19 protein-coding genes and 1 pseudogene are annotated in these 25,035 nt (G+C 44.9%); all 20 read left to right on the top strand.

Translation table 11 applies throughout. From position 1 onward, the window contains the following. Positions 1-87 precede the first annotated feature (87 nt). The 20 genes and pseudogenes from QNH28_RS18060 (at position 88) to QNH28_RS17965 (ending at position 24,922) form a co-directional block, all read left to right on the top strand. A complete protein-coding gene (locus tag QNH28_RS18060) occupies positions 88-4,416 on the top strand; it encodes a PolC-type DNA polymerase III (protein ID WP_283907913.1) in 4,329 nt (1,442 codons plus the stop codon). A gap of 199 nt (positions 4,417-4,615) precedes the next feature. Beyond that, positions 4,616-5,083, top strand: a complete 468-nt coding sequence (gene rimP / locus QNH28_RS18055) for a ribosome maturation factor RimP (protein WP_042128863.1) — start codon at positions 4,616-4,618, stop codon at positions 5,081-5,083. Positions 5,084-5,109: 26 nt separating this feature from the next. Further along, positions 5,110-6,207: a transcription termination factor NusA gene (gene nusA, locus QNH28_RS18050; RefSeq protein WP_042189417.1), complete on the top strand. Its 1,098-nt coding sequence runs from the start codon at positions 5,110-5,112 to the stop codon at positions 6,205-6,207. A gap of 28 nt (positions 6,208-6,235) precedes the next feature. Continuing rightward, the gene (gene rnpM / locus QNH28_RS18045) at positions 6,236-6,544 is read left to right on the top strand and encodes an RNase P modulator RnpM (protein ID WP_042189416.1); all 309 of its coding nucleotides are present in this window, start codon (positions 6,236-6,238) and stop codon (positions 6,542-6,544) included. Continuing rightward, a pseudogene (locus QNH28_RS18040) lies at positions 6,537-6,858 on the top strand (L7Ae/L30e/S12e/Gadd45 family ribosomal protein); the annotation flags it as partial. The gene rnpM and the pseudogene QNH28_RS18040, both read left to right, overlap by 8 nt. Further along, positions 6,853-9,507, top strand: coding sequence for a translation initiation factor IF-2 (infB, locus tag QNH28_RS18035; protein ID WP_283907911.1), 2,655 nt, complete (start codon positions 6,853-6,855; stop codon positions 9,505-9,507). The pseudogene QNH28_RS18040 and the gene infB, both read left to right, overlap by 6 nt. 18 nt (positions 9,508-9,525) lie before the next feature. Then, positions 9,526-9,873 carry a 30S ribosome-binding factor RbfA gene (gene rbfA / locus QNH28_RS18030; protein WP_042128856.1) on the top strand — a complete coding sequence of 116 codons (348 nt, stop codon included), beginning with the start codon at positions 9,526-9,528 and terminating at the stop codon, positions 9,871-9,873. Between the two features lie 70 nt (positions 9,874-9,943). Next, a complete protein-coding gene (locus QNH28_RS18025; RefSeq protein ID WP_283907910.1) occupies positions 9,944-10,921 on the top strand; it encodes a DHH family phosphoesterase in 978 nt (325 codons plus the stop codon). Next, a complete protein-coding gene (gene truB / locus QNH28_RS18020; protein ID WP_283907909.1) occupies positions 10,918-11,832 on the top strand; it encodes a tRNA pseudouridine(55) synthase TruB in 915 nt (304 codons plus the stop codon). Before QNH28_RS18025 ends, truB begins: the two co-directional genes overlap by 4 nt. Before the next feature lie 37 nt (positions 11,833-11,869). Continuing rightward, positions 11,870-12,817, top strand: a complete 948-nt coding sequence (locus QNH28_RS18015) for a bifunctional riboflavin kinase/FAD synthetase (protein ID WP_283907908.1) — start codon at positions 11,870-11,872, stop codon at positions 12,815-12,817. A 148-nt stretch (positions 12,818-12,965) separates the two neighbouring features. Then, positions 12,966-13,235, top strand: coding sequence for a 30S ribosomal protein S15 (gene rpsO, locus QNH28_RS18010; RefSeq protein ID WP_036656390.1), 270 nt, complete (start codon positions 12,966-12,968; stop codon positions 13,233-13,235). Between the two features lie 293 nt (positions 13,236-13,528). Further along, positions 13,529-15,631: a polyribonucleotide nucleotidyltransferase gene (gene pnp, locus QNH28_RS18005; protein WP_283907907.1), complete on the top strand. Its 2,103-nt coding sequence runs from the start codon at positions 13,529-13,531 to the stop codon at positions 15,629-15,631. A 247-nt stretch (positions 15,632-15,878) separates the two neighbouring features. After that, positions 15,879-16,862 (top strand): polysaccharide deacetylase family protein, encoded by a 984-nt coding sequence (locus QNH28_RS18000; RefSeq protein WP_283907906.1) that lies wholly within the window; start codon positions 15,879-15,881, stop codon positions 16,860-16,862. A 75-nt stretch (positions 16,863-16,937) separates the two neighbouring features. Further along, positions 16,938-18,206, top strand: a complete 1,269-nt coding sequence (locus QNH28_RS17995; RefSeq protein WP_283907905.1) for a M16 family metallopeptidase — start codon at positions 16,938-16,940, stop codon at positions 18,204-18,206. Beyond that, a complete protein-coding gene (dut, locus tag QNH28_RS17990) occupies positions 18,181-18,627 on the top strand; it encodes a dUTP diphosphatase (RefSeq protein ID WP_283907904.1) in 447 nt (148 codons plus the stop codon). The genes QNH28_RS17995 and dut overlap by 26 nt, the downstream gene beginning before the upstream one ends. A gap of 194 nt (positions 18,628-18,821) precedes the next feature. Continuing rightward, the gene (gene dpsA, locus QNH28_RS17985) at positions 18,822-19,718 is read left to right on the top strand and encodes a dipicolinate synthase subunit DpsA (protein WP_283907903.1); all 897 of its coding nucleotides are present in this window, start codon (positions 18,822-18,824) and stop codon (positions 19,716-19,718) included. Between the two features lies 1 nt (position 19,719). Next, positions 19,720-20,316: a dipicolinate synthase subunit B gene (locus QNH28_RS17980; RefSeq protein WP_283907902.1), complete on the top strand. Its 597-nt coding sequence runs from the start codon at positions 19,720-19,722 to the stop codon at positions 20,314-20,316. A 300-nt stretch (positions 20,317-20,616) separates the two neighbouring features. Continuing rightward, the gene (gene dapG, locus QNH28_RS17975; RefSeq protein WP_042189405.1) at positions 20,617-21,840 is read left to right on the top strand and encodes an aspartate kinase; all 1,224 of its coding nucleotides are present in this window, start codon (positions 20,617-20,619) and stop codon (positions 21,838-21,840) included. Between the two features lie 16 nt (positions 21,841-21,856). After that, the gene (dapA, locus tag QNH28_RS17970; RefSeq protein ID WP_283907901.1) at positions 21,857-22,732 is read left to right on the top strand and encodes a 4-hydroxy-tetrahydrodipicolinate synthase; all 876 of its coding nucleotides are present in this window, start codon (positions 21,857-21,859) and stop codon (positions 22,730-22,732) included. Between the two features lie 510 nt (positions 22,733-23,242). Continuing rightward, positions 23,243-24,922, top strand: a complete 1,680-nt coding sequence (locus QNH28_RS17965; RefSeq protein WP_042128831.1) for a ribonuclease J — start codon at positions 23,243-23,245, stop codon at positions 24,920-24,922. Positions 24,923-25,035 lie beyond the last annotated feature (113 nt).

Here is a 25,035-nt window from a genome sequence, read left to right as displayed (position 1 = left end):
GCTGAAGGCATTAATGCTTATCATATTGTACTTTCACTGAATATCATTGATTGTGTTTTACGGAGTTATCAAAGGTGGGAGGAAAGCATGGAACAAAACCAGGAGAGAAGAAAAAGATTCGAGCTCTTGATGAAGCAAGGTGAAATTCCACCTGCAATCATGGATCCCTACTTTTTAGATGGATATATAGAACGAGTAGAGATCAGCCGCGAAAATCGAGACTGGCAAATTGTGATTGCGAAAGAAAGTCTGGTTCCAGCACAGGTCTACCGGACATTTTGTCTCAGAATGCGTGAGAAGCTGCAGCATATAGCCAAAGTAAGCTTTTTGTTCGTATATGATGAAAAAGTTAGTAGGGCAGAGCTAGTCCAAGAATATTGGGGATTGTTTCTGGAGTGGGTGACCCGCGAGATCCCTTCGGTTAACGGCTGGCTGACACGCTCTACCCAAGAGCTTAAAGATGACACATTAATGCTGACGATGAGTGACTCCACTTCTATGGAACTAGCTCGTAAAAAGGGCATCGATGGGGCAATTATTAAATTTTATAATAAGTATTTCGGACTCTCCTTAAAAGTTAAGGTGTTAATGGCGGAGAACGAAAATAATAATGTTGAAGCGTACGAAGAATTTCAGCAAAAGCTTCAGCAGGAACAACGGGAGATCGTTGAGCAGATGATGACTGCTGTAGAAACAGAAGCTCCTGCTGATGATAGCGATCCAAATGAAGTAATTAAGCTTCAGGTGGGATATGAAATTAAAGAACAAGCCGTGCCGATTCTTGAAATTCAAGATGAAGAGAAGAAAATTACCATTCAGGGTACCATTTTTGGCCTGGATCGTAAGGAACTTCGCAATGGCAGTACTTTGTTCACCTTCAGTCTGACTGATTTCACGGATTCTTTACAAATGAAGATGTTCGCTAAGACTAAAGATGATCTGAAGGTTATGAGTCAGCTTGCTAACGGTAAATGGGTAAGAGCACGCGGAAAAGTAGAATATGACCGTTTTATGCAAATTCCTGAGCTAGTGATGATCCCTTCGGATTTAACAGAAGTTAAGGCACCGCCTGCGCGTAAAGATACGGCTCCTAAGAAACGGGTGGAATTCCACCTTCACACTACGATGAGTACGATGGATGCGGTCACTCCGATCACTACCTATGTCAAAACAGCTGCCCAGTGGGGTCATCCAGCGATTGCTATTTCTGATCATGGCGGAGTTCAAGCTTTTCCTGATGCGAACCATGCAGCTCACAAGCATAAGATAAAAATGATTTATGGTGTAGAAGCCAATGTTGTGAATGACTCTGTGAATATTGTCGAGAATGCTCAGCCTTTGGACTTGAAGACAGCTACCTATGTAGTGTTTGATATAGAGACCACGGGGTTATCAATTACCCGCAATAATATTACGGAGCTCGCGGCCATTAAAATGTGCGAAGGTAAAGAAGTAGATCGTTATTCTACTTTTGTTAATCCGCATGAGAAGATCCCTTATCATATTCAGCAATTGACCAATATTACGGATGAAATGGTTAAGGATGCTCCTGATCTTGAGCCAGTGCTGCGTAAGTTTGTTGAATTTGTGGGTGACAGTATCCTTGTTGCTCATAACGCCAGATTTGATATGGGTTTTATTCAGGCCTCGTTACGTAAAATAGGTGAACCTGTGCTTACGAATCCGTCTCTTGATACGCTTGAGCTCGCACGGTTACTATATCCAAAAATGAAGAATCACAGGCTGAATACATTAGCCGATAAATATAAAGTTCTTCTGGAAAGCCATCACCGTGCGATTGACGATACCATAGCACTCGGCGGAATATTAACAGGATTGCTCGCAGATGCTGAAAAGATGAAGGGGATGACCCGCCTTGATCGACTAAACGATTATGTGGGTAATGATCTTTCAAACACAAGACCGTTTCACTGTAATATTTATGCACTTAATCAGGTGGGCAAAAAAAATCTCTACAAGCTCATTTCCATGTCACATACGGAATATTTCAAACGTGTACCTTGTATTCCGAAATCCAAGCTGGAAGAGCATAGAGATGGACTGCTCGTGATTTCCGGTTGTGAACGTGGAGAGTTTTTTGAAGCAGTACTCAACAAAACGACTGAGGAAGCTATGGAGGTTGCTCATTTTTATGATGTGCTGGAGATTCAGCCATTGACCATGTACATGCATTTGGTGGACAAGGGCTTTGTAGCAGGGCCTGATGAGCTTCGCGATGTAGTCCGCAAGGTTTGCGAAATAGGTGAACAGCTGAATAAACCAGTTATTGCAACGGGGAATGTGCATTATCTTGAACCCCGGGACAAGCTGTATCGTGATATTACGATTAATGGGATCACAGGCTTTAGTCCGCTTAAAGACCAACGCAAACCGGATGCACACTTCCGCACAACGGATGAAATGCTGTCTGAATTCGAATTTCTCGGTGCTGAAAAAGCGATGGAAGTCGTGATTACGAATACAGTTGAGCTGGCTGAACGTTTTGAAGAGCTGGAGTTATTTCCAGATAAGCTATTTACACCAATTCTTGAAGGGGCGGACGAAGAAATTCGCGAGACCTGTTATAATACTGCCAAATCCATTTATGGCGAAGAACTACCTGAGGTAGTTATTGCCCGTTTGGAGAAAGAGCTTGCACCGATTATTAAATTCGGGTTCTCTGCCAACTATTTGATTTCTGAACGTCTCGTTAAAAAATCAAATAAGGATGGGTATCTCGTAGGTTCGCGGGGTTCCGTAGGCTCTTCTGTAGTAGCTACATTTCTTGGAATTTCAGAAGTTAATCCTTTGCCTGCACATTATATTTGCCTCAACCCAGAGTGCCGGCATAGTGAATGGTTCCTGGATGGTAGTGTGCGAAGCGGATTCGATTTACCAGACAAAGTCTGTCCGGATTGCGGCGAGAAGCTCAAAGGTGAAGGCCAGGATATTCCGTTCGAGACCTTCCTTGGATTTAAAGGGGATAAAGTGCCCGATATTGACTTGAACTTCTCAGGGGAATATCAGCCGAATGCACATAACTTTACCAAAGAAATGTTTGGTGAGAAAAATGTATTCCGAGCCGGAACCATTGGTACGGTAGCTGAAAAGACAGCCTTCGGTTTTGCGAAAAAATATGAAGAACTGCACCAGAAACGTTGGCGTGGAGCTGAAGTTGGCCGTCTGGCAGCTGGCTGTACAGGCGTTAAACGCAGTACGGGACAGCATCCCGGCGGTATAGTCGTTGTTCCAGACTATATGGAGGTAGAAGATATTACGCCAGTGCAATTCCCAGCGGATGATGTCAATGCTGAGTGGAAGACCACACACTTTGATTATCACGCATTTGACGCGAATCTGCTGAAGCTTGATATTCTGGGTCATGATGATCCGACGATGATGCGGATGCTGCAGGATTTGACAGGTGTTGATCCAACCTCTATCCCGATGAATGATCCGAAAGTAATGAGCATGTTTAACTCTACAGATGCACTTGGAGTGAGACCTGACGAAATCAGATCACCGGTTGCGACATATGGTGTGCCCGAAATGGGTACCAAGTTCGTACGTCAAATGCTTATTGAGTCGAAACCGTCCAGCTTTGCTGACTTACTGCAAATATCAGGTTTGTCTCATGGTACTGGAGTTTGGCTTGGTAACGCGCAAGAGCTTATAAAGAATAACACTTGTAACATTAAGACCGTTATCGGTTGTCGTGATGACATCATGCTCTTCTTAATTTATAAAGCGGGAATGGATGCGAGCTTGGCCTTTAAAATTACCGAGAGTGTTCGTAAAGGTAAAGGTTTGTCTGACGAATGGATCGAGGAAATGAAAAAGTGCAAGGTTCCACAATGGTATATTGATTCTTGTCTGAAAATTCAATACATGTTCCCGAAGGCGCATGCTGCTGCATACGTAATTTCTGCAGTACGTACCGCCTACTTCAAGCTGTATCATCCTATTGAATATTATGCGACCTATTTCTCTGTTCGTGCAGCGGATTTTGATATTGAATTATGCTGTAAGGGATATGAAGCGATCAACCGTCAGATCGTAGAAATTGAGCAAAAAGGATTTCAAGCTTTGCCTAAGGAAAAGGCTATGTTGCCTGTCCTTGAGATGGCTTTGGAGATGACTGCACGTGGGTTTACATTCAAAAACATTGATCTTTACCGTTCGGAAGCGAATAAGTTTATTGTTGATGACAAGAGTTTGATTCCCCCGTTTTCCGCATTAGCGGGAATTGGTGAGAATGCTGCTATCAACATAGCGGCTGCGAAAGATGCTGGGGAGTTCCTTTCTATTGAGGATTTCCAGCAGAAATCCAAGGCGAGTAAGACAGTAATTGAGTTGCTAACCAATATGGGCTGCTTCCGCGGCTTACCGGAGAGCAATCAACTTTCCCTATTTTAAAGGCTTTAACAACACTTATTTCATGGCTAGAAAAGAGAGCTCCAGAGGGGGAGTCAAGGGCTAGCACTTGTCAGTCCTGACTCACTATGGTATAATTTCTTTGGTAATAATGAGATAAGTCCGTTGTGTAAAGAGTGGGGAAACCCACTCTTTATCTTTGGTATATAGCAAAAGACAAGTTCGTGGAGGTAATTTTCTTTTGAGCACACCCAAATCTAAAATTAAACAAACGGTAGAGCAGATGCTGGGGCCCTATCTCGACGACAATGGTTTCGAACTGGTGGACGTTGAATACGTGAAGGAAGGCTCCAATTGGTTTCTGCGTATATTCGTAGATAAAGAAGGCGGCATTGATATTGATGACTGCGGAAGCATTAGCGAATATTTCAGTCAGCAGTTGGATGAGAATGATCCTATCCCTGAGGCATATTTCCTTGAGGTTTCCTCACCGGGAGCAGAGCGTCCTCTCAAAAAAGCTGCAGATGTAGCTAAAGCGGTAGGTAAGGACGTGTATGTGACTGTTTATGAGCCGATTCAAGGACTCAAAGAATTTGAAGGTCGTTTGCTCTCGTTCGAGAACGAGGAACTGCTCATCTCCGCGGGCAAAAAAGAACATGTAGTACCGTACGCCAAAGTCGCAAGCGCGAGATTGGCCATTATTTTTTAACGTCTTGAAAGGGGGGCCGGAAATTCATGAGTATGGAGTTTATTGAAGCAATGAATGAGCTGGAAAGGGAGAGAGGCATCAGTAAAGATGTGCTGTTCGAAGCTATCGAAGCGGCGCTGATCTCTAGTTATAAACGTAATTTCAATGCGGCACAGAACGTGCGTGTTGATATGAACCGCAACACAGGCGTTATTAAAGTGTTTGCCCGCAAGCTAATTGTTGAGGAGGTCCTGGATACAAGGACTGAAATCTCATTGCCGGCAGCCAGAGAAATTAACCCGCATTTCCAGCTTGAAGATATTGCTGAGCTTGAAGTAACACCACGTGATTTCGGGCGCATTGCTGCACAGACTGCAAAGCAGGTTGTAACACAACGGATTCGCGAAGCAGAGCGTGGACTCATCTATAATGCCTTTATTGACAAAGAAGATGATATCGTAACAGGACTTGTACAACGTCAAGATATGCGGAACATTTACATTGATCTTGGTAAAATCGAAGCGGTCTTGCCGCTTAGTGAATTGATGCCAGGTGAGAAGTTTAAACAAAGTGAGCGTATCAAGGCTTATATCACTAAAGTTGAGAACACCACTAAAGGACCGCAAATTATGCTGTCCCGCAGTCATCCCGGATTGCTGAAGCGTCTGTTCGAACTAGAAGTTCCGGAAATTTTTGATGGTGTAGTCGAAATTCGTTCCGTAGCTCGTGAAGCTGGCTTCCGTTCGAAGATTGCAGTGTATTCTCGCAATCCTGAAGTGGATCCAGTTGGTTCTTGCGTAGGCCCAAGAGGAACACGCGTTCAGACCATCGTTACTGAGCTTCGTGGTGAGAAGATCGATATCGTCCGTTATTCTGATCTGGTGCAGGAGTATGTGGCTAATGCACTCAGCCCTTCCAAGGTCCTTGAAGTTCAAGTCTTTGAAGCAGAGAAAATGGCACGGGTGATCGTTCCTGATTATCAATTATCACTGGCTATCGGTATTAAAGGGCAAAATGCACGTCTTGCTGCTAAGCTTACCGGCTGGAAAATTGATATCAAGAGTGAAAGTCAAGCGGAGCAGGAATACGGTAGACCGAGAACTTCTATTGATGAAATGCATCAGGATTCCGTCTCCATTGATTAATTAACCTGCTTGACGGGAGGCGTATGTTATGAAACAAAGAAAGGTGCCGCTGCGCAAATGCGTTGCTACCCAAGAGATGATGCCGAAAAAAGAGCTGATTCGAGTGGTTAGAACGCCCGAGGGCGAAGTGCTGATTGATCTGACAGGTAAGAAGTCAGGCCGTGGTGCTTACATATGCGGCAAGCTTGAATGCTTTAAGCTGGCACAGAAGAATAAAGCACTTGATCGCGCTTTGAAATGTCAAGTGAGTCCTGAAATCTATGACCAGCTTGCCCGGGAGTTTACTTCCGTGGAAGAGCAGTTTCTAGCAGCAAAGGATAGTGAGGATAATGAGTAAGGCGCTTTCTTATTTAGGGCTTGCCATGAGAGCAGGCAAGTTAGTCACCGGCGATGAGGCTGTACTCAAAGCTGTACGGTCTTCAGAGGCGAAGCTGGTCGTTCTGGCAGGTGACGCTTCAGATAATACCCAAAAAAAGTTCCGTGATAAATGCGGAACCTACGATATTCCACTAGTAATCGCATTTCACCGAGACAGCCTCGGTGCAAGTATTGGTAAAGACCAGCGTGTAGTACTGGCCATTACGGATAAAAGATTCGCGGAAATGATCTCCAAGCAACTCGGAGATACTGTCGGAGGTGGATTTATTGACTAAAGAAGAGAACAAAGATAAATTGCGCGTGTACGAATACGCCAAGTCACTAAACATGAGCAGTAAAGAAATTATTACAATTCTGAAGCGTTTGAATGTCCCTGTGAATAATCATATGAGTGTCATGGAGAACGGTTCCGTGAACAAAGTAGAGCAATTCTTCAAGGATATCAAGTCGAACGCTGCAGCCAAGCGGGATACCAGCTCCAGCAGCCGTCCGGTGACAACCGGTGCCGTAACTGCCGAACCCCAAAGTGCTCAGAATGCCAACAAAAATCAACAGGAAAAGCAGGTAGGTATGAACAGTAACCAAAACAACAACCAATCGACGACGTCCCCAAGGCCCCAAAGCGGACAAGATTCCCGCAGAGCAACAACAGGTTCAACGCAGAATGCACGTCCGCAACAAAGCGGAGCTCCACGTACTAACAGCACTAACAGTACTAGCGGAAGCCGTCCGCAAGGAAGTAGCACAGGCGGCAATCGTCCACAAGGTAGCAACACCGGTGGCAGCCGTCCGCAAGGAAGTAATACTGGCAGCCGTCCACAAGGTAGCAGTACCGGTGGTAGCCGTCCGCAAGGTAGCAACACTGGTGGCAGCCGTCCGCAAGGTAGCAATACCGGTGGTAGCCGTCCACAAGGAAGTAATACTGGCAGCCGTCCGCAAGGACAAAGCAGTGCACCTCGCACTGACAGCCGCCCACAAGGTCAATCTGGCACTGGCGGTGGTTTCACACGCGGTGACGACAGAGGTCCTAAGAAGAACACAACTGGTGGTAGACCAAATACGAACAATAGACGTTTTGATGACGGTAAAGGCGGTAACTACCGCGGTCGTGGTGGTAAGAATGGCCGCGGCAAAAATCAGCCAATGGTTCACCGTGAGAAGATCGATAACACACCTAAGAAGATTATCGTTCGTGGCAGCATGACTGTTGGTGAAACAGCAAAATTGCTTCACAAAGACGCTTCTGAAGTAATTAAGAAGCTGATTTCTATGGGTGTTATGGCAACCATCAACCAAGAGTTGGATATCGACACCATCCTGCTACTCGCTGCTGAATTCGGCGTAGAAGTAGAAGTGAAGATTCCTGTTGATGAGGATAGTTTTGAAACTGTGGAAGAGAATGATGCTGAAGAAGAACTTCAGTCACGTCCTCCAGTAGTTACGATCATGGGTCACGTTGACCACGGTAAAACTACTTTGCTGGATGCCATTCGTTCGACGAGTGTATCTCTAGGCGAAGCAGGCGGAATCACACAGCATATCGGTGCTTATCAAGTTGAAATCAACCAGAAGAAAATCACGTTCCTAGATACACCTGGTCACGAAGCATTTACTGCTATGCGTGCTCGTGGTGCACAGGTAACGGATATGACTATTATCGTAGTTGCTGCTGATGACGGTGTTATGCCTCAGACCGTTGAAGCTATTGCACACGCTAAGGCTGCTGGACTTCCGATTATTGTCGCTGTTAATAAAATCGACAAGCCGGGCGCAGATCCTGACAAAGTGAAGCAAGAGCTTACAAGCTATGAACTCGTTCCTGAAGAGTGGGGCGGAGATACCATCTTCGTTAACCTTTCTGCGAAACAACGTATTAACTTGGAAGAACTGCTGGAAATGATTCTGCTCGTTGCTGAAGTAAATGAGTACAAAGCGAACCCTGACAAACGGGCACGCGGTACGGTTATAGAAGCTGAGCTTGATAAGAACCGTGGACCAGTTGCACGTATTCTGGTACAGAACGGTACATTGAAAGTCGGCGATGCTTTTGTAGCAGGTAACTGCTTCGGACGTGTGCGTGCGATGGTCAATGATAAAGGACGTAAGATCAAGGAAGCTGGCCCATCTACTCCAGTAGAAATTACTGGTTTGACTGAGGTGCCGCAAGCTGGAGATCCGTTTATGGCCTTCGAAGACGAGCGTAAAGCCCGTGCGATTGCTGATAGACGTTCTACCTCCCAACGTCAATCTGAGCTGAATACGAACACCCGTGTAACATTGGATGATTTGTTCCAGCACATTAAAGACGGAGAGATCAAAGACCTTAACGTTATCATTAAAGCTGACGTACAAGGTTCAGTCGAGGCGCTTAAAGGTTCCCTGGGTAAGATCGAAGTGGAAGGCGTACGCGTGAAGATCATTCACAGCGGTGCCGGTGCCATTACGGAATCCGATATTACACTTGCAGCAGCATCTAATGCTATTGTTATTGGCTTTAACGTTCGTCCGGACGCTCAAACCAAGGCAGCTGCTGAACAAGAAAAAGTAGATGTACGTCTCCATAACATCATCTACAATGTAATCGAGGAAATCGAAAGTGCAATGAAGGGTATGCTTGATCCTATCTATAAAGAGAACGTTATCGGTCACGCTGAAGTACGTAGCGTCTTCAAGATCAGTAAAGTGGGTACCATTGCAGGTTGTATGGTTATTGATGGTAAGATTACCCGTAATGCTGAAATGCGCTTGATCCGTAGCGGAATCGTTGTGTTCACAGGTAAAGTTGATACCTTGAAACGCTTTAAAGATGATGCCAAAGAAGTGGCGCAAGGTTATGAATGCGGCATAACTTTGGAACGCTATAATGACGTCCAAGAGGGCGACATTATCGAAGCGTTTCTTATGGAAACTGTAGAGCGCTAAGCGAAGAGGTGAATATAGATGTCTAAAATTAGAGCAGGTCGAGTGGGCGAGCAGATCAAGAAAGAGCTTAGTCAACTTATCCAAAGCGGACTGAAAGACCCTCGAATCGGTTTTGTAACTGTAACTGGCGTAGACGTGACTAACGATCTGTCGCAAGCGAAAGTATACCTAAGCGTATTCGGGGATGAAGAGCAGAAGTCAGGCTCCCTTAAAGCGATTGAAAAAGCTAATGGTTTTCTTCGCTCCGAGCTTGGCAAGGCGATTCGCCTGCGGCATACACCGGAACTGATCTTCAAGATCGATGAATCTGTCGCTTATGGCAGTCACATTGAGAAACTTCTCGGAGAGCTTCATAAGAACGATTAGAAATAGGTACTAAAAGGAGTTCAAAATAGCTTAAGGCTATTTTGAACAACCTTTATAAAGGAGACGGCGAATGCAGAGCTATGAACAAAGTCTCCAGCAGACCCGTGAGTTTCTGCTGGAACACGACGATTACCTTGTAGTGTCGCATGTTCAGCCGGACGGAGATGCAGTCAGCTCCACCCTAGCGGTGGGCTGGCTTCTCTCATGTCTGGGCAAAAAATACACTATGCTAAATGAAGGACCGATACCGAAGCGGATGGAATACTTATGGCATTCGGATGAAATCATCAATATGGCCTCTAGTGAGCCGCCCCGTCAATACAGCAATGTGATCTGTGTGGATTGTGCTGATTTTCAGCGAGTAGGACTGACTCATCGCTATTTTGCGAATGATGCTCTAATCCTGAACATTGACCATCATCCCACCAACAACGGTTATGGATTTGTGAATTTAATCAAACCGGATGCTGCTGCGACTGCGGAAATTTTGTTCGATCTGCTGAAGACGTTCGAGATTGAATGGGACATCGATATCGCCACAGCTTTATACACAGGTCTTTTGACAGATACTGGTGGATTTCGATATACCAACACATCACCAAAAGTAATGGCAGCCGTATCTGAACTGCTTTCTTATGGCGTTAACGGTCCTGAACTGGCTGAGACATTACTTGAAGAAATGACATTGCCGCAGATTAAAATTTTAAATAAAGCTTTAAATACTCTTCAATTATCACCCGAAGGGGATATTGCCTGGCTCTATGTTACACCGGAGGATATGATCGAATGTGCTGCTGCCAATGAAGATTTAGAAGGTCTCGTGAACTACCCTCGCAATATTCGAGGTGTGGAAGTAGGGATTCTGTTCAAAGTCATTCATGAAAATGCGGTTAAAGTTAGTTTGCGTTCTGCTGGTAAGGTGGACGTGGCTGATCTAGCGCAAACGTTTGGAGGTGGCGGTCATACCCGTGCTGCAGGTGCGCGTATAGAAGCTACACTCGAAACGGCAATAGCCCAGGTGCTTGAGGAGGTAAGACGTCATTTATGAGTGAATTAGAAGGTGTACTGGCGGTATATAAGCCGGCCGGCTTCACTTCACATGATGTTGTGGCCAAGGCGCGTCGTATTCTCGGCATGAAACGTATTGGACATACGGGAACGCTTGATCCTCAAGTAACAGGTGTGCTACCACTTTGTCTGGGGCGTGCTACACGTGTTGTGGAGTATATTCAGGAGTTGCCTAAAGAATATGTGGCAACACTGAGACTGGGAATGTCGAGTGATACCGAGGACTTAACGGGGACTATTACAGAAACTGTAGATGAGGTGCATGTAACTGAAGAAGAAATTCTATCAGTGCTTGCTTCATTTAAAGGGGTTATTTCTCAGGTTCCACCAATGTATTCTGCGGTTAAAGTTGACGGCAAACGTCTTTATGAGTTGGCAAGAGAAGGTAAAACCGTTGAACGTAAAAGCCGTGAAGTAGAGATTTATGAAATTGAAATGACGGATATGACTTGGGAAGGCAATCATCCCGATATCACATTCCGGGTATTATGCTCCAAAGGCACATATATTCGCACACTTTGTGTCGATATCGGTCGTGCACTTGGACTGCCGGGTGTGATGGTGAAGCTAGAGAGAACGATGTCAGCAGGAATTTCTGCTAGTCATTGTCTTACGCTAGAGGATATTGCCACTCACAAGGAAGCCGGAACATTGGAAGATCATTTAATCGCTGCAGACGAAGCCATTTCTCATATGCCAAAGCACACTGTAATGGATGAGAAGAAGAAGGCAGCTTTGCAGGGCCAGCGTTTGTCCTCACGATTTATCGCTCCAGAGGTGCAGGCAAACGGTCAATTTCGGCTATACGATCTTCAAGGTGGATTTCTTGGCATTTATGAATTGGAAGATACAGGTGCAATTGCTCCAGTTAAGGTATTTGCACAAGCTTAAATCAATTTTACCAAGTGAATTGTAGGTGAGAAACAGCGTGAGAACCGTAACGTTAACCTATCCGATGTCTCCGGAGACTGCTGCAGAGTGGGCTCAGCCTCAAGTGGCTGCTCTAGGGCAGTTTGACGGATTGCATCGTGGACATGCTAGCGTCATTACATCCGCTGTGGCCCTAGCCCGTAAACAAGGTGTGCCGGCCGCAGTCCTTACATTTCATCCCCATCCTAAAGATGTTATGGGTAAGGGTGATTATGAAGGGTATTTGACGCCACCCGTAGAAAAGCAGGAGATACTTGCTAGTTTGGGTGTCGATATCTTATATGTTATTGAATTTAACGAGCAGCTTTCCCGTGTAAGCCCACAGAATTTTGTCTCTGTTATGCTTTTGCCGCTACATATTGTAACTGCAGTTGTCGGCTTTGACTTTCGTTTTGGTTATCAAGGTGAAGGCGATGTTGAGATGCTTCGCAAATTGGGTGAAGGTGTTATGAATGTGGAGGTTGCTCCACCTTTTCTGCTGGATGGAGAGAAGGTTAGCAGCTCCGGCATTCGCAAAAGTCTCCAAAATGGGGATTTAGAGCTGGCAAACTCCTGGTTCGGACGTTGCTATTATCTGCGTGGTGAAGTGGGTCACGGTGAGAAGAGAGGTCGCACCATTGGTTTTCCAACGGCGAATTTGAAACTCAGTGCTCATTTTGTCATTCCGACTAAAGGTGTATATGCGGTCCGAGTCTTTTATAAGGATAAAGTTTTGTACGGGGTCATGAATGTGGGCGTTAAACCTACCTTTCATGAGGGTGTATTGACTCCAAGCTTTGAGGTCCATCTGTTTGACTTCGAAGGTGATTTGTATGATCAAGAGCTTAAGTTAGAGTTAGTATCTTACATTCGTCCTGAACGAAAATTCGAATCTATAGGTGCATTGATCACTCAAATCGGTGAGGATGCAGAAACCGCGAAGAAGATTTTGGGGTATAAACTATAGTCATCCCGGACAAGCCGTTTACTTTTGTTAATGGAGATGCTATACTAATAAACGTTGCTGGCTTACAGCATCATAACCTTAGCTTGGTTGCACGTTCTCACCGACGGTGACGAGGCTAGTGGCGATTATATTGAAGGAGGTGAACAGGATGGCATTAACTCAAGAACGTAAACATCAATTGATCGACGAGCACAAAACTCACGAATCCGATACTGGATCCCCTGAGGTGCAAGTTGCTATCCTAACGGAGAACATCGTTAATTTGACTGACCACTTGCGTACGCACAAGAAAGATCATCACTCCCGTCGCGGATTGTTGAAAATGGTTGGACAACGTCGTAAACTTCTGGCGTATTTGAAAAACAAAGACATCAGACGTTACAGCGCCCTGATCGAAAGACTGGGATTGCGTCGTTAATTTTCCATAAGATAACCCTTAAAGCAGCCTGGTTGTATACCGTATGTCCTTCTCGGAGCGACAGCGGGACAGCTGGGTTGCTTTTTGAAAATTTAGGGAAAACTTTATAGCAAGACTGATGAGATTATTCGTAAAAACGGCCACTTTACATCATCTGTAAGACTTAGCCGTTTCTTCTTATATGCATACAGAACAGGCTACATACCTTAGGGACAAGCCTTTCCGATTCATTAGATCGATATGTGAACCTGCTATATTTGACTGCGGGTCTACTACTATTCAAGGAGGTATTTATGGAAAAACGTGTAGAAATGCAGCTAGGCGGAAGACGCCTTGTGCTGGAAACGGGCCGCCTAGCTAAACAAGCAAACGCAGCCGTTATGGTGCGTTATGGAGATACTTCGGTATTATGTACCGTTACGGCTTCGAAAGAGCCTAAGGATCTGGATTTTTTCCCGCTTACGGTTAACTATGAGGAAAGATTATATGCAGTAGGTAAAATTCCTGGCGGATTTATTAAACGTGAAGGCAGACCGAGTGAGAAAGCGATTCTGTCCAGCCGTTTGACTGACCGTCCAATCAGACCACTGTTCCCTGAAGGATTCCGTAACGATGTTCAGGTATTGAACATGGTAATGAGTGTGGATCAGGACTGCGCACCAGATATTGCTGCTATGATCGGTACTTCAGCTGCACTTAGTATTTCTGATGTGCCTTTTGATGGACCAATCGGCGGCGTTGCTGTAGGTCGGATTAATGGAGAGTTTGTGATCAATCCGGATATGGCTCAGCAAGCAATCAGTGATATTTATGTAGTGGTTGCTGGAACGAAGGAAGCAATCATGATGGTTGAAGCAGAAGCGAACGAAGTGACGGAAGATGTGATGCTCGAAGCGATTATGTTCGGTCATGATGAAATCCGCAAGATCGTTGCAACCATTGAAGAACTGGTCAAAGTGGCTGGTAAAGAAAAAATGGCTGTGAAGCTGCATACAGTGAATGCTGACGTTAATACTGAGGTCCGTGCATTTGCAGAGGCTCGTCTGGTGGAAGCCGTTAAAATTGCTGAAAAACATGCGCGTCAGGAAGCGATTGATATCGTTAATGATGAAGCAGTTGCGTATTTCGTAGAGAAGTACATAGAAGCACCGGAGCTTCTGAAAGATGTTAAAGAAGTCCTACATGATATCGTGAAGGATGAAGTAAGACGTCTAATCACGCATGATAAGGTTCGTCCAGATGGACGTAAGCTTGATGAAATCCGTCCGATTGAATGTGATACAAGCCTGTTACCACGTACGCACGGTTCCGGTCTGTTCACACGTGGACAAACACAAATCCTTAGCGTTTGTACCCTTGGAGCACTAGGTGATGTGCAAATTCTCGACGGAATCGATCCTACTGAAACGAAACGTTTCATGCACCATTACAACTTCCCACCGTTCAGCGTAGGGGAAGCTCGTCCGCTTAGAGCACCAGGACGCCGTGAAATCGGTCACGGAGCACTAGGAGAACGTGCATTATCTAAGGTTATTCCTAGTGAAACTGAATTCCCGTACACGATTCGTCTAGTATCAGAAGCGATTGAATCTAACGGTTCTACTTCCCAGGCTAGTATCTGTGCCAGCATTCTGGCTATGATGGACGCTGGTGTGCCAATCAAAGCACCTGTAGCCGGAGTAGCAATGGGTCTGATCAAAGACGGAGAGCATGTCTCCATCCTGACGGATATTCAAGGTATGGAAGATCATCTCGGAGATATGGACTTCAAAGTAGCTGGTACAGCAGAAGGTGTTACAGCTATTCAAATGGACATTAAGATTGCCGGTATCGACCGCAACATTCTTCAGGATGCACTTCAGCAGGCTAAAGAAGGCCGTCTGTTCATCTTGGACAAAATGAATGAAGCGATCTCTGCGCCAAGACCTAATCTGTCCAAATATGCTCCAAAAATCATTATTATCAACATCAATCCGGACAAAATCCGTGATGTTATCGGTGCTGGTGGTAAGATTATCAATAAAATTATTGAAGAAACCGGCGTAAAAATCGACATCGAACAAGATGGCCGCGTCTTTATCGGTTCTTCAGATGAAGAAATGATCCAAAAGGCTCGTTCGATTATCGAAGGTCTTGTGCGTGAAGTACAAGTCGGAGAAATCTATGTGGGTACAGTTAGACGTATTGAGAAATTTGGTGCATTTGTTGAACTGATTCCGGGCAAAGACGGATTGGTACACATTTCCCAATTGTCTACTGAGCGTGTAGCTAAGGTAGAAGATGTTGTTGCTATTGGTGACACCATTACCGTTAAAGTTACCGAGATCGATCCACAAGGCCGGGTTAACCTGTCTCGTAAAGCGGTGTTGACTTCGGAAACTGGAGCTAAAGCGTAAGTTTGATCTTAGTAATAACCTTTACTAAAGGGATCTAATTTCATTATTAAAAGAGACAGAAGCGATTTGCGTTCTGGCTCTTTTTTTATATGGACGAAAGTGGAAAGCTGGCACAAACATTTCTATCTATTAGTCTTGTATCTGTTCATGACATAAATTCCTCCCTTGTCTCATAGATTGGGACAAAGTGTCTTTGTAATTGTGTGGAACGAACCTGAAATTCGTTTCTACCGGGGAGGAAGTCGTCATGAAGACGGAAAAAGTGGCATTAGTGGTTGCTTGTGTAGCGATCGTGATAGGAATTGGTAGCACACAGGGGCCGGTTAAGGACATGCTTGCGCAATTGAAGCCGCAGGATGATCTTGCGGTATGGATGGATATTCCTAAGGCGGCGAACAATGATCTTCGTCTGCGGATTGAGACCGCTGCGGCAAAGCTTAATGCCCCTCCAGTCGATGCAGTGGTTGATCGGGTATGGAAGGCTATTCCGGGTTATAACGGACTTGAAATTGATGTAGAGAGTACCTATCGGAATGCTCTTTTGGCGCCAAAAGAACCCATAAAGTTTGTGTATCGGCAGATCGAACCAAAAGTATCGCTAAATGAACTGGGAGCAGAACCTATATATCGCGGAAATCCGGCGAAACCGATGGTATCACTGATGATTAATGTGGCTTGGGGCAATCAGTACATCGTGCCAATGCTGGATATTTTGGATGAAGAGCACGTGAAAGTTACGTTTTTTCTGGATGGAAGCTGGCTGAGTAAGAATCCGGAGCTTGCTACAGAAATGTTAAAGCGTGGTCATGAGATGGAGAATCACGCCTATACCCACCCCAATATGAGTACTTTAAGTCGAGCTCGGGCTACCGTTGAAATTGAGAAGACGCAAAAGCTGTTAAAGGAATCGCTTGGAGTTACTAATAAATGGTTCGCACCTCCATCAGGTGATTTTGATCAAGAGACAGTAGAGATCGCAAGCAGTTTGGGGTTAAAGACTGTACTCTGGACTGTGGATACGGTAGATTGGCGCAATCCTTCTCCTGAATCTATAGTTGCCAAAATCACAAGCAAAGCTGAACCCGGCACACTTGTTCTAATGCATCCTACTGCCTCATCCTCCCAGGCGCTAAAGGCCATGATACGCGGGATTAAGGCAAAAGGGTTACAGCTAGGTACAGTTAGCCAAACGCTGTCAGCGGAGCGCCTAATTCCCTCTGATGTTGAGTGAGTGATCTATTTCTGGTAGGATTATAGGCACGTGTATTAATTTAGATAGCCATGGCTATGGCCAGGAGGACTTGAAGTGGAAAAAATAGTATTATCCAATGGATTGCGAGTAGTGATGGAAAAAATTCCGACAGGCCGGTCCGTTTCATTCGGAATCTGGGTGAAGACAGGTTCGCGGAATGAACACCCTGGAAACAACGGGATATCCCATTTTGTAGAGCATATGCTTTTTAAAGGTACGGATCGATATAGTGCTAAAGATATTGCCGAGCAGTTCGATGCTATTGGTGGCAATGTAAATGCATTTACCTCTAAGGAATATACTTGCTATTATGCAAAAGTACTGGATGAGCATCTGCCTATCGCAGTAGATGTGTTAGCTGACATGTTCTTCCGTTCACGTATGGATGCTGAAGAGCTGGAGAAAGAAAAGAACGTCATCCTTGAGGAAATTTCTATGTGCGAGGACACACCAGATGATCTTGTGCATGATTTGATGTGTGCTGCTGCCTACAAGGATCATCCGCTTGCGTATTCTATCCTTGGCTTAAAGGAACGGCTGATGGAGATGAAGCCAGATGATCTTCGTGCCTACATGAAGGAGCAATATACGATTGAGAATACGGTAATTAGTGTAGCGGGCAACATCAGCGATGGACTGATTGAGCTATTGGAGCAGCATTTTGGTTCCTTCGCTAATCATGGCACATCTGCGCCGCTGACTCCACCGGATTATTATGGGGATTTGTTGTTTCACCGCAAGAAAACAGAACAGAATCATATCTGTCTTTCCTTACCAGGGGTTCGTTCTGGCGATCCATTGCAATATGCTATGGTACTTATTAATAATGCCATTGGTGGTGGGATGAGCTCGCGGATGTTCCAAGAGATTCGCGAAAAACGTGGCTTGGCTTATTCTGTATATTCTTACCACAGTTCTCAAGCAGATTCAGGTTTGTTCACGGTCTATGCTGGAACAGCACCTAAGCAAACCAAGGATGTAATGGAGCTAATCAAGGAAATGATGTACGATCTTGCTACTAAGGGTCTTAGTGAAGATGAACTGAGAAAAGGCAAGGAGCAGCTTAAAGGTAGCCTCATTCTTAGCCTAGAGAGTACCAGTAGCCGGATGAATCGAATCGGAAAAAATGAACTTATGCTCGGAAAACATAACACATTAGACGATATGATCGCCAAGATTCAGTTAGTAACGATGGACAATATCAATAATGTGCTTGATAATATGTTTGCTGAGCCGCTTTCTTTAGCGATGGTAGGTTCAACAGATAAAGCTATTGCAAATGTTAGGAGAGATGATCTTGTCTTATTACGTACAAATCAATAAACTAGCTGGAAACGAGGATGTTAATCTGCCTTGTAAAATGTCAGAACAGGCTTCCGGGTATGATCTTTATGCCGCTGTTGAAAGCGAAGTTGTGCTTGCGCCTGGAGAACGTGCATTAATTCCAACAGGCATATCACTAGCTATGCCAGACGGACTAGAAGCTCAAATTCGTCCACGAAGTGGACTGGCCTTGAAGCATGGAATTACGTGTTTGAACACACCTGGAACGATTGATGCTGATTATCGTGGAGAGATCAAAGTGTTGTTGATCAATCTAGGGCAAGAGCCATTTGCTATCGCTCGTAATGAGCGCATTGCCCAAATGGTATTTCAAGCGGTTCCAGTGGTCACTTTGGTTGAAGTAGATGCTTTATCCGAAACAGAACGTGGAGCCGGAGGCTTCGGTCACACTGGCAAATAATATGACTTATTAAAAAGCTTGCGAATTAATGCCAATTCGGCGTGATTCGCAAGCTTTTTTTGTTTCAAATATGACAAATTATAAGTTTCACATTTAAGCCTGATGGTAATTCTTCTCCGCTTTTCACCCATTAAGAATGCCCAGCATAAGATGCTCTATAGTCGATAGTGTATGTTGAAAGGAGCGTCATCCCTATGCTTACTGGCGTCAGGATCGTGTTCCTGGGCGGGGACGCGAGACAGCTTGAAGTGATTCGGAAATGTGTGGAATTGGATGCGACGGTAAGCGCTGCCGGGTTCGATAAGTGGGAGACCCCTTGCCCAGGGGTGAACCTGGAACAGATGTCGGTAGAGCTGCTTAGTAATGCAGATGTATTAGTGTTGCCTACGGTTGGTTGTGATGATGAAGGGAATATCAGTGCTCTATTTTCTTCTGAACGCTTGATGCTCTTGGAAGCACATTTTGCTGCTCTGCCACCCCATTGTTTGGTGTATAGCGGTATGGCCAAAAGCTACTTACGCGGCATGTGCGCCAAGCATTCGTTGAAGTTAATTGAATTGCTTAATCGTGACGATGTAGCCATCTACAACTCCATCCCAACAGCGGAAGGGGCACTGGTTATGGCCATACAGAACACGGATTTTACCATTCACAGTTCCAAATCGATGGTACTGGGTTTGGGCAGAACGGGTTTTACAATGGCAAGAAGTCTGCAAGGACTGGGTGCTAGTGTTAAAGCCGGAGTTAGAAAACAGGAACATTATGCACGTGCTGAGGAAATGGGCTGGAAGCCTTTTATGACCAGTGATCTGTTGCTTCATGTGCCGGATGTTGATCTGATATTTAATACGATTCCAAGTATGATCATCACCGCACAAGTACTCTCACGAATCTCACCGCATTGCTTAATAGTCGATCTGGCTTCTGCTCCAGGTGGATGTGATTTTCGTTATGCTGAGAAAAGAGGAATTAAAGCGATGCTAGCACCTGGACTCCCTGGCATTGTAGCTCCTAAAAGCGCTGGGATTATTATGGCAAATGCGCTGGTTCAGTCGATATCGGACGAGGCTTTAATCAAGGGGGACGAATAAAATGGATTGGCACGGAAAAACAGTAGGGTATGCGATTACCGGATCTCACTGCACATTTGCGGAGGTAATGCCGCAAATCCAACGCTTCGTGGATGGAGGAGCAAACGTAGTGCCCATCGTTTCAGCATCCGTACTAGGCACCGACACCCGCTTTGGAACATCGCAAAATTGGCTAAAACAGTTGAAAGATATAACAGGTAATGATATCATTTCTACAATTGTTGAAGCGGAGCCGCTGGGTCCTTCCAAGCTGCTGGATGTGCTTACTATAGCACCCTGCACTGGAAATACAACGAGTAAATTGGCAAATGCTATGACCGATAGTCCAGTGCTCATGGCTGCAAAATCGCAGATGCGTAATGGACGTCCACTTGTTCTGGCGATATCTACCAATGATGGCTTAGGTCTAAACGCAGCAAATATTGCAAAGCTTCTAGTGGCCAAAAATATTTATTTTGTGCCATTCGGACAGGATAACCCTGAGGGCAAACCTAACTCTTTAGTAGCGCGTATGGATCTTATTCCAGAAGCTTGCTATTCCGCTTTGCAAGGTAAACAGCTACAGCCGATGATTATCGAAAAGTTTCATTCTGTTTAGAGTAGACCGAATCGGCGGATTTAGTTGTGGACAATAAAAGGGGAGATGTACGAAATGAGCAATGAGAAGTTAAAGCCAAGATCTGCCATACTCATTTCTGAGATCATTGCTACCAAAAAAATATAAGCACTGCTGCTACCGTCCTCATTTCGAGGGCGGTACAACCATTTTTCAAAATAAAAGAAAATTACTTAAGAAATAAGCTTACGTACTGTAAAGGAATTTCTCATTTAGAAACGAAATGAGTTCTGTTTACGAACGATTAGTGTGTTTGCTTTGACAATAATGGAGGAATTATACATGGGTATTCTGGTACAAAAATTCGGAGGAACATCACTTTCAACACCACAAGCTAGAGAGCACGTCATTCGTAATGTCAAACGGGAGCTCGCTAGCGGCTATAGTTTGGTCATTGTCGTTTCGGCAATGGGCAGACGTGGAGAGCCTTATGCAACAGATACTCTGCTGGATTGGGCTGTGCAGAATGGAGATTCACTCCCTGAGCGTGAGAAGGATCTCTTGATGTGCTGTGGTGAGATTATCTCTGCTACTACACTTTGTGGGCTGCTGGAGAATGAAGGGATTGCTTCTACGGTATTAACGGGAGCTCAGGCTGGTTTTATGACTGATAGCAACTATGGCAATGCAAGAATTCTGGATGTTCGTCCTGAACGTATTCTCCGCGAACTGCGTGAAGATAAAGTAGTTATAGTGACAGGGTTCCAAGGACAAACTGAAGCTGGAGATTTGACGACTTTGGGCCGTGGAGGAAGTGACACCTCTGCGACTGCACTGGGTGCTGCTCTTCATGCAGATATGGTTGATATCTATACAGACGTTAACGGGATTCTTACAGCAGATCCACGGATCGTTGAAGATGCTAAACCTTTAACGTATGTTAGCTATACAGAAATTTGTAATATGGCTCATCAAGGAGCAAAGGTAATCCATCCACGTGCGGTTGAGATTGCTATGCAGGCACAAATTCCAGTACGCGTTCGGTCAACATTTTCTGAGAATGAAGGTACGCTGGTTACGAACCCTGAAGGATTCAACGACATCCAGTCTGGCGGCATTGTAGATCGGTTTGTGACAGGGATTGCTTATGTCAGCAACGTTACACAGATTTCTGTGGAGTGTCCAGACGGAAATGGCACGGGCGTTCAACTGCAAATTTTTAAAAGTATGGCTGACAACGGAATAAGCGTTGATTTTATTAATGTAACACCTACTGAAGCTCTTTATACTGTGTTCGATGACAAATCAGAAAAAGCTATCTCTGTTCTCCAGCAATTAGGCTTGCGTCCTAAGAGTTTATCAGGCTGCGCAAAAGTTTCCGTCATCGGGGGCGGTATCAATGGTGTACCTGGTATTATGGCTCGTATCGTTGAGGCACTTAGCTCACAAAATATTCAAATTCTCCAATCCGCAGATTCGAATACAACGATTTGGGTGCTGGTGAAGAAAGAGGATATGGTGCAGTCCCTGCGTTCGTTGCATGCTATGTTTGAATTGCACCGCTGACAAGGAGGAATTCAAAGTGGATTTCGGAAGATTAATAACAGCCATGGTAACCCCTTTTGACGGGGATGGAGAAATCAACTGGGATGTAACTTCACAGCTTGTCGATTATTTAATTGAGGAACAGAAATCAGAGGCATTGGTTGTCTGTGGCACAACTGGGGAATCCCCAACGTTAAGTGACGAGGAGAAACTGCAGCTGTTTTCTTTTGTACTAGAGAAGGCGAATGGTCGCTGTAAAATTATCGCTGGAACAGGCAGTAATAATACGAAACACTCTATTCACCTCACGAAGGAAGCGGAGAAAATAGGTGTGGATGGCGTACTTTTGGTCGTTCCGTATTACAATAAGCCTAATCAGGAAGGGCTCTATCAGCATTTTTCCACAATTGCTTCGGAGACTTCATTGCCAGTCATGCTGTATAATGTTCCCGGTCGCACGGGTGTAAGTATGAGCGTGGACACAACTCTTCGACTTGCTGAAATATCGAATATTGTTGCGACAAAAGAATGTGCATCTGTCGATCAAGTAACACTTATCGCTTCTGCGTGTTCTGATGACTTCCGTGTATATACTGGTGATGATTCTGCAGGCTTAGCTAGTCTGGCCGTAGGAGGATACGGAATTATCAGTGTAGCTAGTCATGTGGTTGGTGCACAGATGTCAGAAATGATCTATGCACACACCTCAGGTAACGTCCAGAGAGCGGGAGAGATCCATCGGCAATTGTTCCCGATTTTCAAGGGCTTGTTCGAATGTCCACAACCTCTACCGAATCCCTCAGCTGTCAAATATGCTTTAAGTCTGAAGGGTCTGCCTGTTGGAGGCGTCAGATTGCCGCTTATTTCACCTACGGAAGCTGAGGCGGCCTTTATTGAGGCGCTATTTCACTAAGTGCTGATCAGTGATATTCCAGTGTTTAAACCGGCTTCTCCTATGGAGAGCCGGTTTTTATATTTATAATATTTTGCTGAAATAATGAATCACATTTAAGGAAAGAATTTGGATACGAGATAGGGTGACTTGTCTTTTGCCAAAAAAATCATGTATAATGATCTTAAGTGACTGGGTGCGGTTAAAATTAAATATGCGGTAATCTTCCGTCAATGGTATACATTGTGAGACAGGATAGGTCCCAAGATGAGTCTGTGTAAATGTTTGACATGTCTTCGCGCGAGGGGCGCGACGGTGAATTTTGACGGCATTTGTCCGCTTCAATATGAACTTTACTGCCCGGAATCGGGAGCTTTCGCATTGCGCATTTTACAGATATCAGGAATATCCTTGTTAATTAAGGAAGCTATCAGCTGTTTGAAGAATGTGTTCAGCGCCGCTGAAATAATCGAAGTTCAATATTTACCAATAAAAGTATGACGTCCAACATCATAGGAGGGTTAGATTCATTTGTCCAAAAAAAACAACAACGATAAATTGATGATTTTCGCATTGGGCGGAGTCGGAGAAATCGGGAAAAACATGTATGTCATTCAATATGGAGCTGACATTGTAGTCGTGGATTCGGGACTGAAGTTCCCAGAAGAAGACATGCTCGGTATTGATATTGTAATTCCTGATATCTCTTATTTGACAGAGAACCGCGACAAGGTAAGAGGGATTGTACTTACCCACGGACACGAGGATCACATCGGTGGTCTCCCATATGTCCTGAAGAACTTGAATGTTCCGGTTTACGGAACAAGACTTACATTAGGCCTTGTAGAAAACAAATTGAAGGAAGCAAACTTGCTGGGTGACACCAAACGAATTCTGATCAATGAAGATTCAGAAATTCAACTGGGAAGCTCGCTCAAAGTTACTTTCTTCAGAACAAACCACAGTATTCCGGATTCCGTCGGTGTGTGCATAGAAACACCGGAAGGTAACGTGGTTCATACGGGCGATTTCAAATTTGACCACACTCCAGTCAACGGTCAATTTGCAAATCTGCATCGGATGGCTGAAATTGGTCAAAAGGGCGTGCTTGCTCTTTTGTCGGATAGTACGAATGCTGAGAAACCAGGCTTTACCCCATCTGAGAAGAATGTCGGTATCGTCCTGGAAGACATTTTCCGCAAGGCTGAGCAACGTGTCGTTGTAGCTACTTTTGCTTCCAATGTGCACCGTATTCAACAAGTGGTTAATGCAGCAGAATCCACGGGTCGTAAGATTACAGTAATTGGCCGTAGTATGGTAAACGTTGTATCCATCGCTTCTGAGCTTGGATATCTGAACGTACCAGACGGTATGCTGATCGAGCCTGAAGAAATGAACAGAATGGCAGCTAATCGTGTCGTTGTTCTTTGCACAGGCAGCCAAGGCGAGCCAATGTCCGCATTGACCCGCATGGCACGCTCCAGTCATCGTAAAGTAGATATCTTGCCAGGTGATACTGTTATTATCGCGGCAACACCGGTACCAGGTAACGAGAAATATGTAGGTCGTACCATTGATGAATTGTTCCGTCTCGGCGCTAACGTAATTTATAGTGGTTCCAATTCCGGCGTTCACGTATCTGGTCACGGTAGCCAGGAAGAGCTTAAGCTGATGCTCAACCTGATGAAACCGAAATATTTCATTCCAATTCACGGTGAATACCGTATGCAACGCAAACATGCGCTTTTGGCAGAATCCGTTGGCGTAGATTCGCAGAACATTTTCATTACTGAAATCGGTGAGATTGTGGAAATTCAAGGCGGTGCCGCTCGTAAAGCTGGTAAAGTAACGGCTGGTAACGTATTGATTGACGGTCTGGGTGTAGGTGATGTAGGTAATATTGTATTGCGTGACCGTAAATTGCTGTCTCAAGATGGTATTTTGGTTGTCGTGGTTACACTAAGCAAACAGAATGGTGCGATTGTCTCCGGACCGGACATCATTTCCCGTGGTTTCGTTTACGTTCGTGAGTCCGAAGGACTGCTCGACGAAGCGAACCGTATTGTTTCCAGTACACTGCAACGCCTGATGAGTGAGAAAGTAAATGAGTGGGCTTCGCTTAAAACAAGCGTAAAAGATTCGCTCGGTCGTTTCTTATATGAGCAAACGCGTCGTAGACCGATGATTTTGCCGATTATCATGGAAGTGTAGGAGAATTCTCCTTAAATAATTATATAGCTTGGGCATTGGCCCCTTTTCCCCGGAAATATTGGACGGTTTCTACGGGAAAAGGGGTTTTTGTGTTGTTTATATTCACATCATGA

Source organism: Paenibacillus sp. G2S3, from assembly GCF_030123105.1.
Taxonomy (GTDB): Bacteria; Bacillota; Bacilli; order Paenibacillales; family Paenibacillaceae; genus Paenibacillus_AQ.
This window is presented reverse-complemented; position numbering and strand designations above follow the sequence as displayed.

Bases quoted from the DNA above. Each gene is read 5' to 3' on its own strand.
- QNH28_RS18060 (WP_283907913.1), top strand. From the start codon at position 88: ATGGAACAAAACCAGGAGAGAAGAAAAAGATTCGAGCTCTTGATGAAG.
- nusA (WP_042189417.1), top strand. From the start codon at position 5,110: ATGAGTATGGAGTTTATTGAAGCAATGAATGAGCTGGAAAGGGAGAGA.
- rnpM (WP_042189416.1), top strand. From the start codon at position 6,236: ATGAAACAAAGAAAGGTGCCGCTGCGCAAATGCGTTGCTACCCAAGAG.
- rbfA (WP_042128856.1), top strand. From the start codon at position 9,526: ATGTCTAAAATTAGAGCAGGTCGAGTGGGCGAGCAGATCAAGAAAGAG.
- QNH28_RS18025 (WP_283907910.1), top strand. From the start codon at position 9,944: ATGCAGAGCTATGAACAAAGTCTCCAGCAGACCCGTGAGTTTCTGCTG.
- truB (WP_283907909.1), top strand. From the start codon at position 10,918: ATGAGTGAATTAGAAGGTGTACTGGCGGTATATAAGCCGGCCGGCTTC.
- rpsO (WP_036656390.1), top strand. From the start codon at position 12,966: ATGGCATTAACTCAAGAACGTAAACATCAATTGATCGACGAGCACAAA.
- pnp (WP_283907907.1), top strand. From the start codon at position 13,529: ATGGAAAAACGTGTAGAAATGCAGCTAGGCGGAAGACGCCTTGTGCTG.
- QNH28_RS18000 (WP_283907906.1), top strand. From the start codon at position 15,879: ATGAAGACGGAAAAAGTGGCATTAGTGGTTGCTTGTGTAGCGATCGTG.
- dpsA (WP_283907903.1), top strand. From the start codon at position 18,822: ATGCTTACTGGCGTCAGGATCGTGTTCCTGGGCGGGGACGCGAGACAG.
- QNH28_RS17980 (WP_283907902.1), top strand. From the start codon at position 19,720: ATGGATTGGCACGGAAAAACAGTAGGGTATGCGATTACCGGATCTCAC.
- dapG (WP_042189405.1), top strand. From the start codon at position 20,617: ATGGGTATTCTGGTACAAAAATTCGGAGGAACATCACTTTCAACACCA.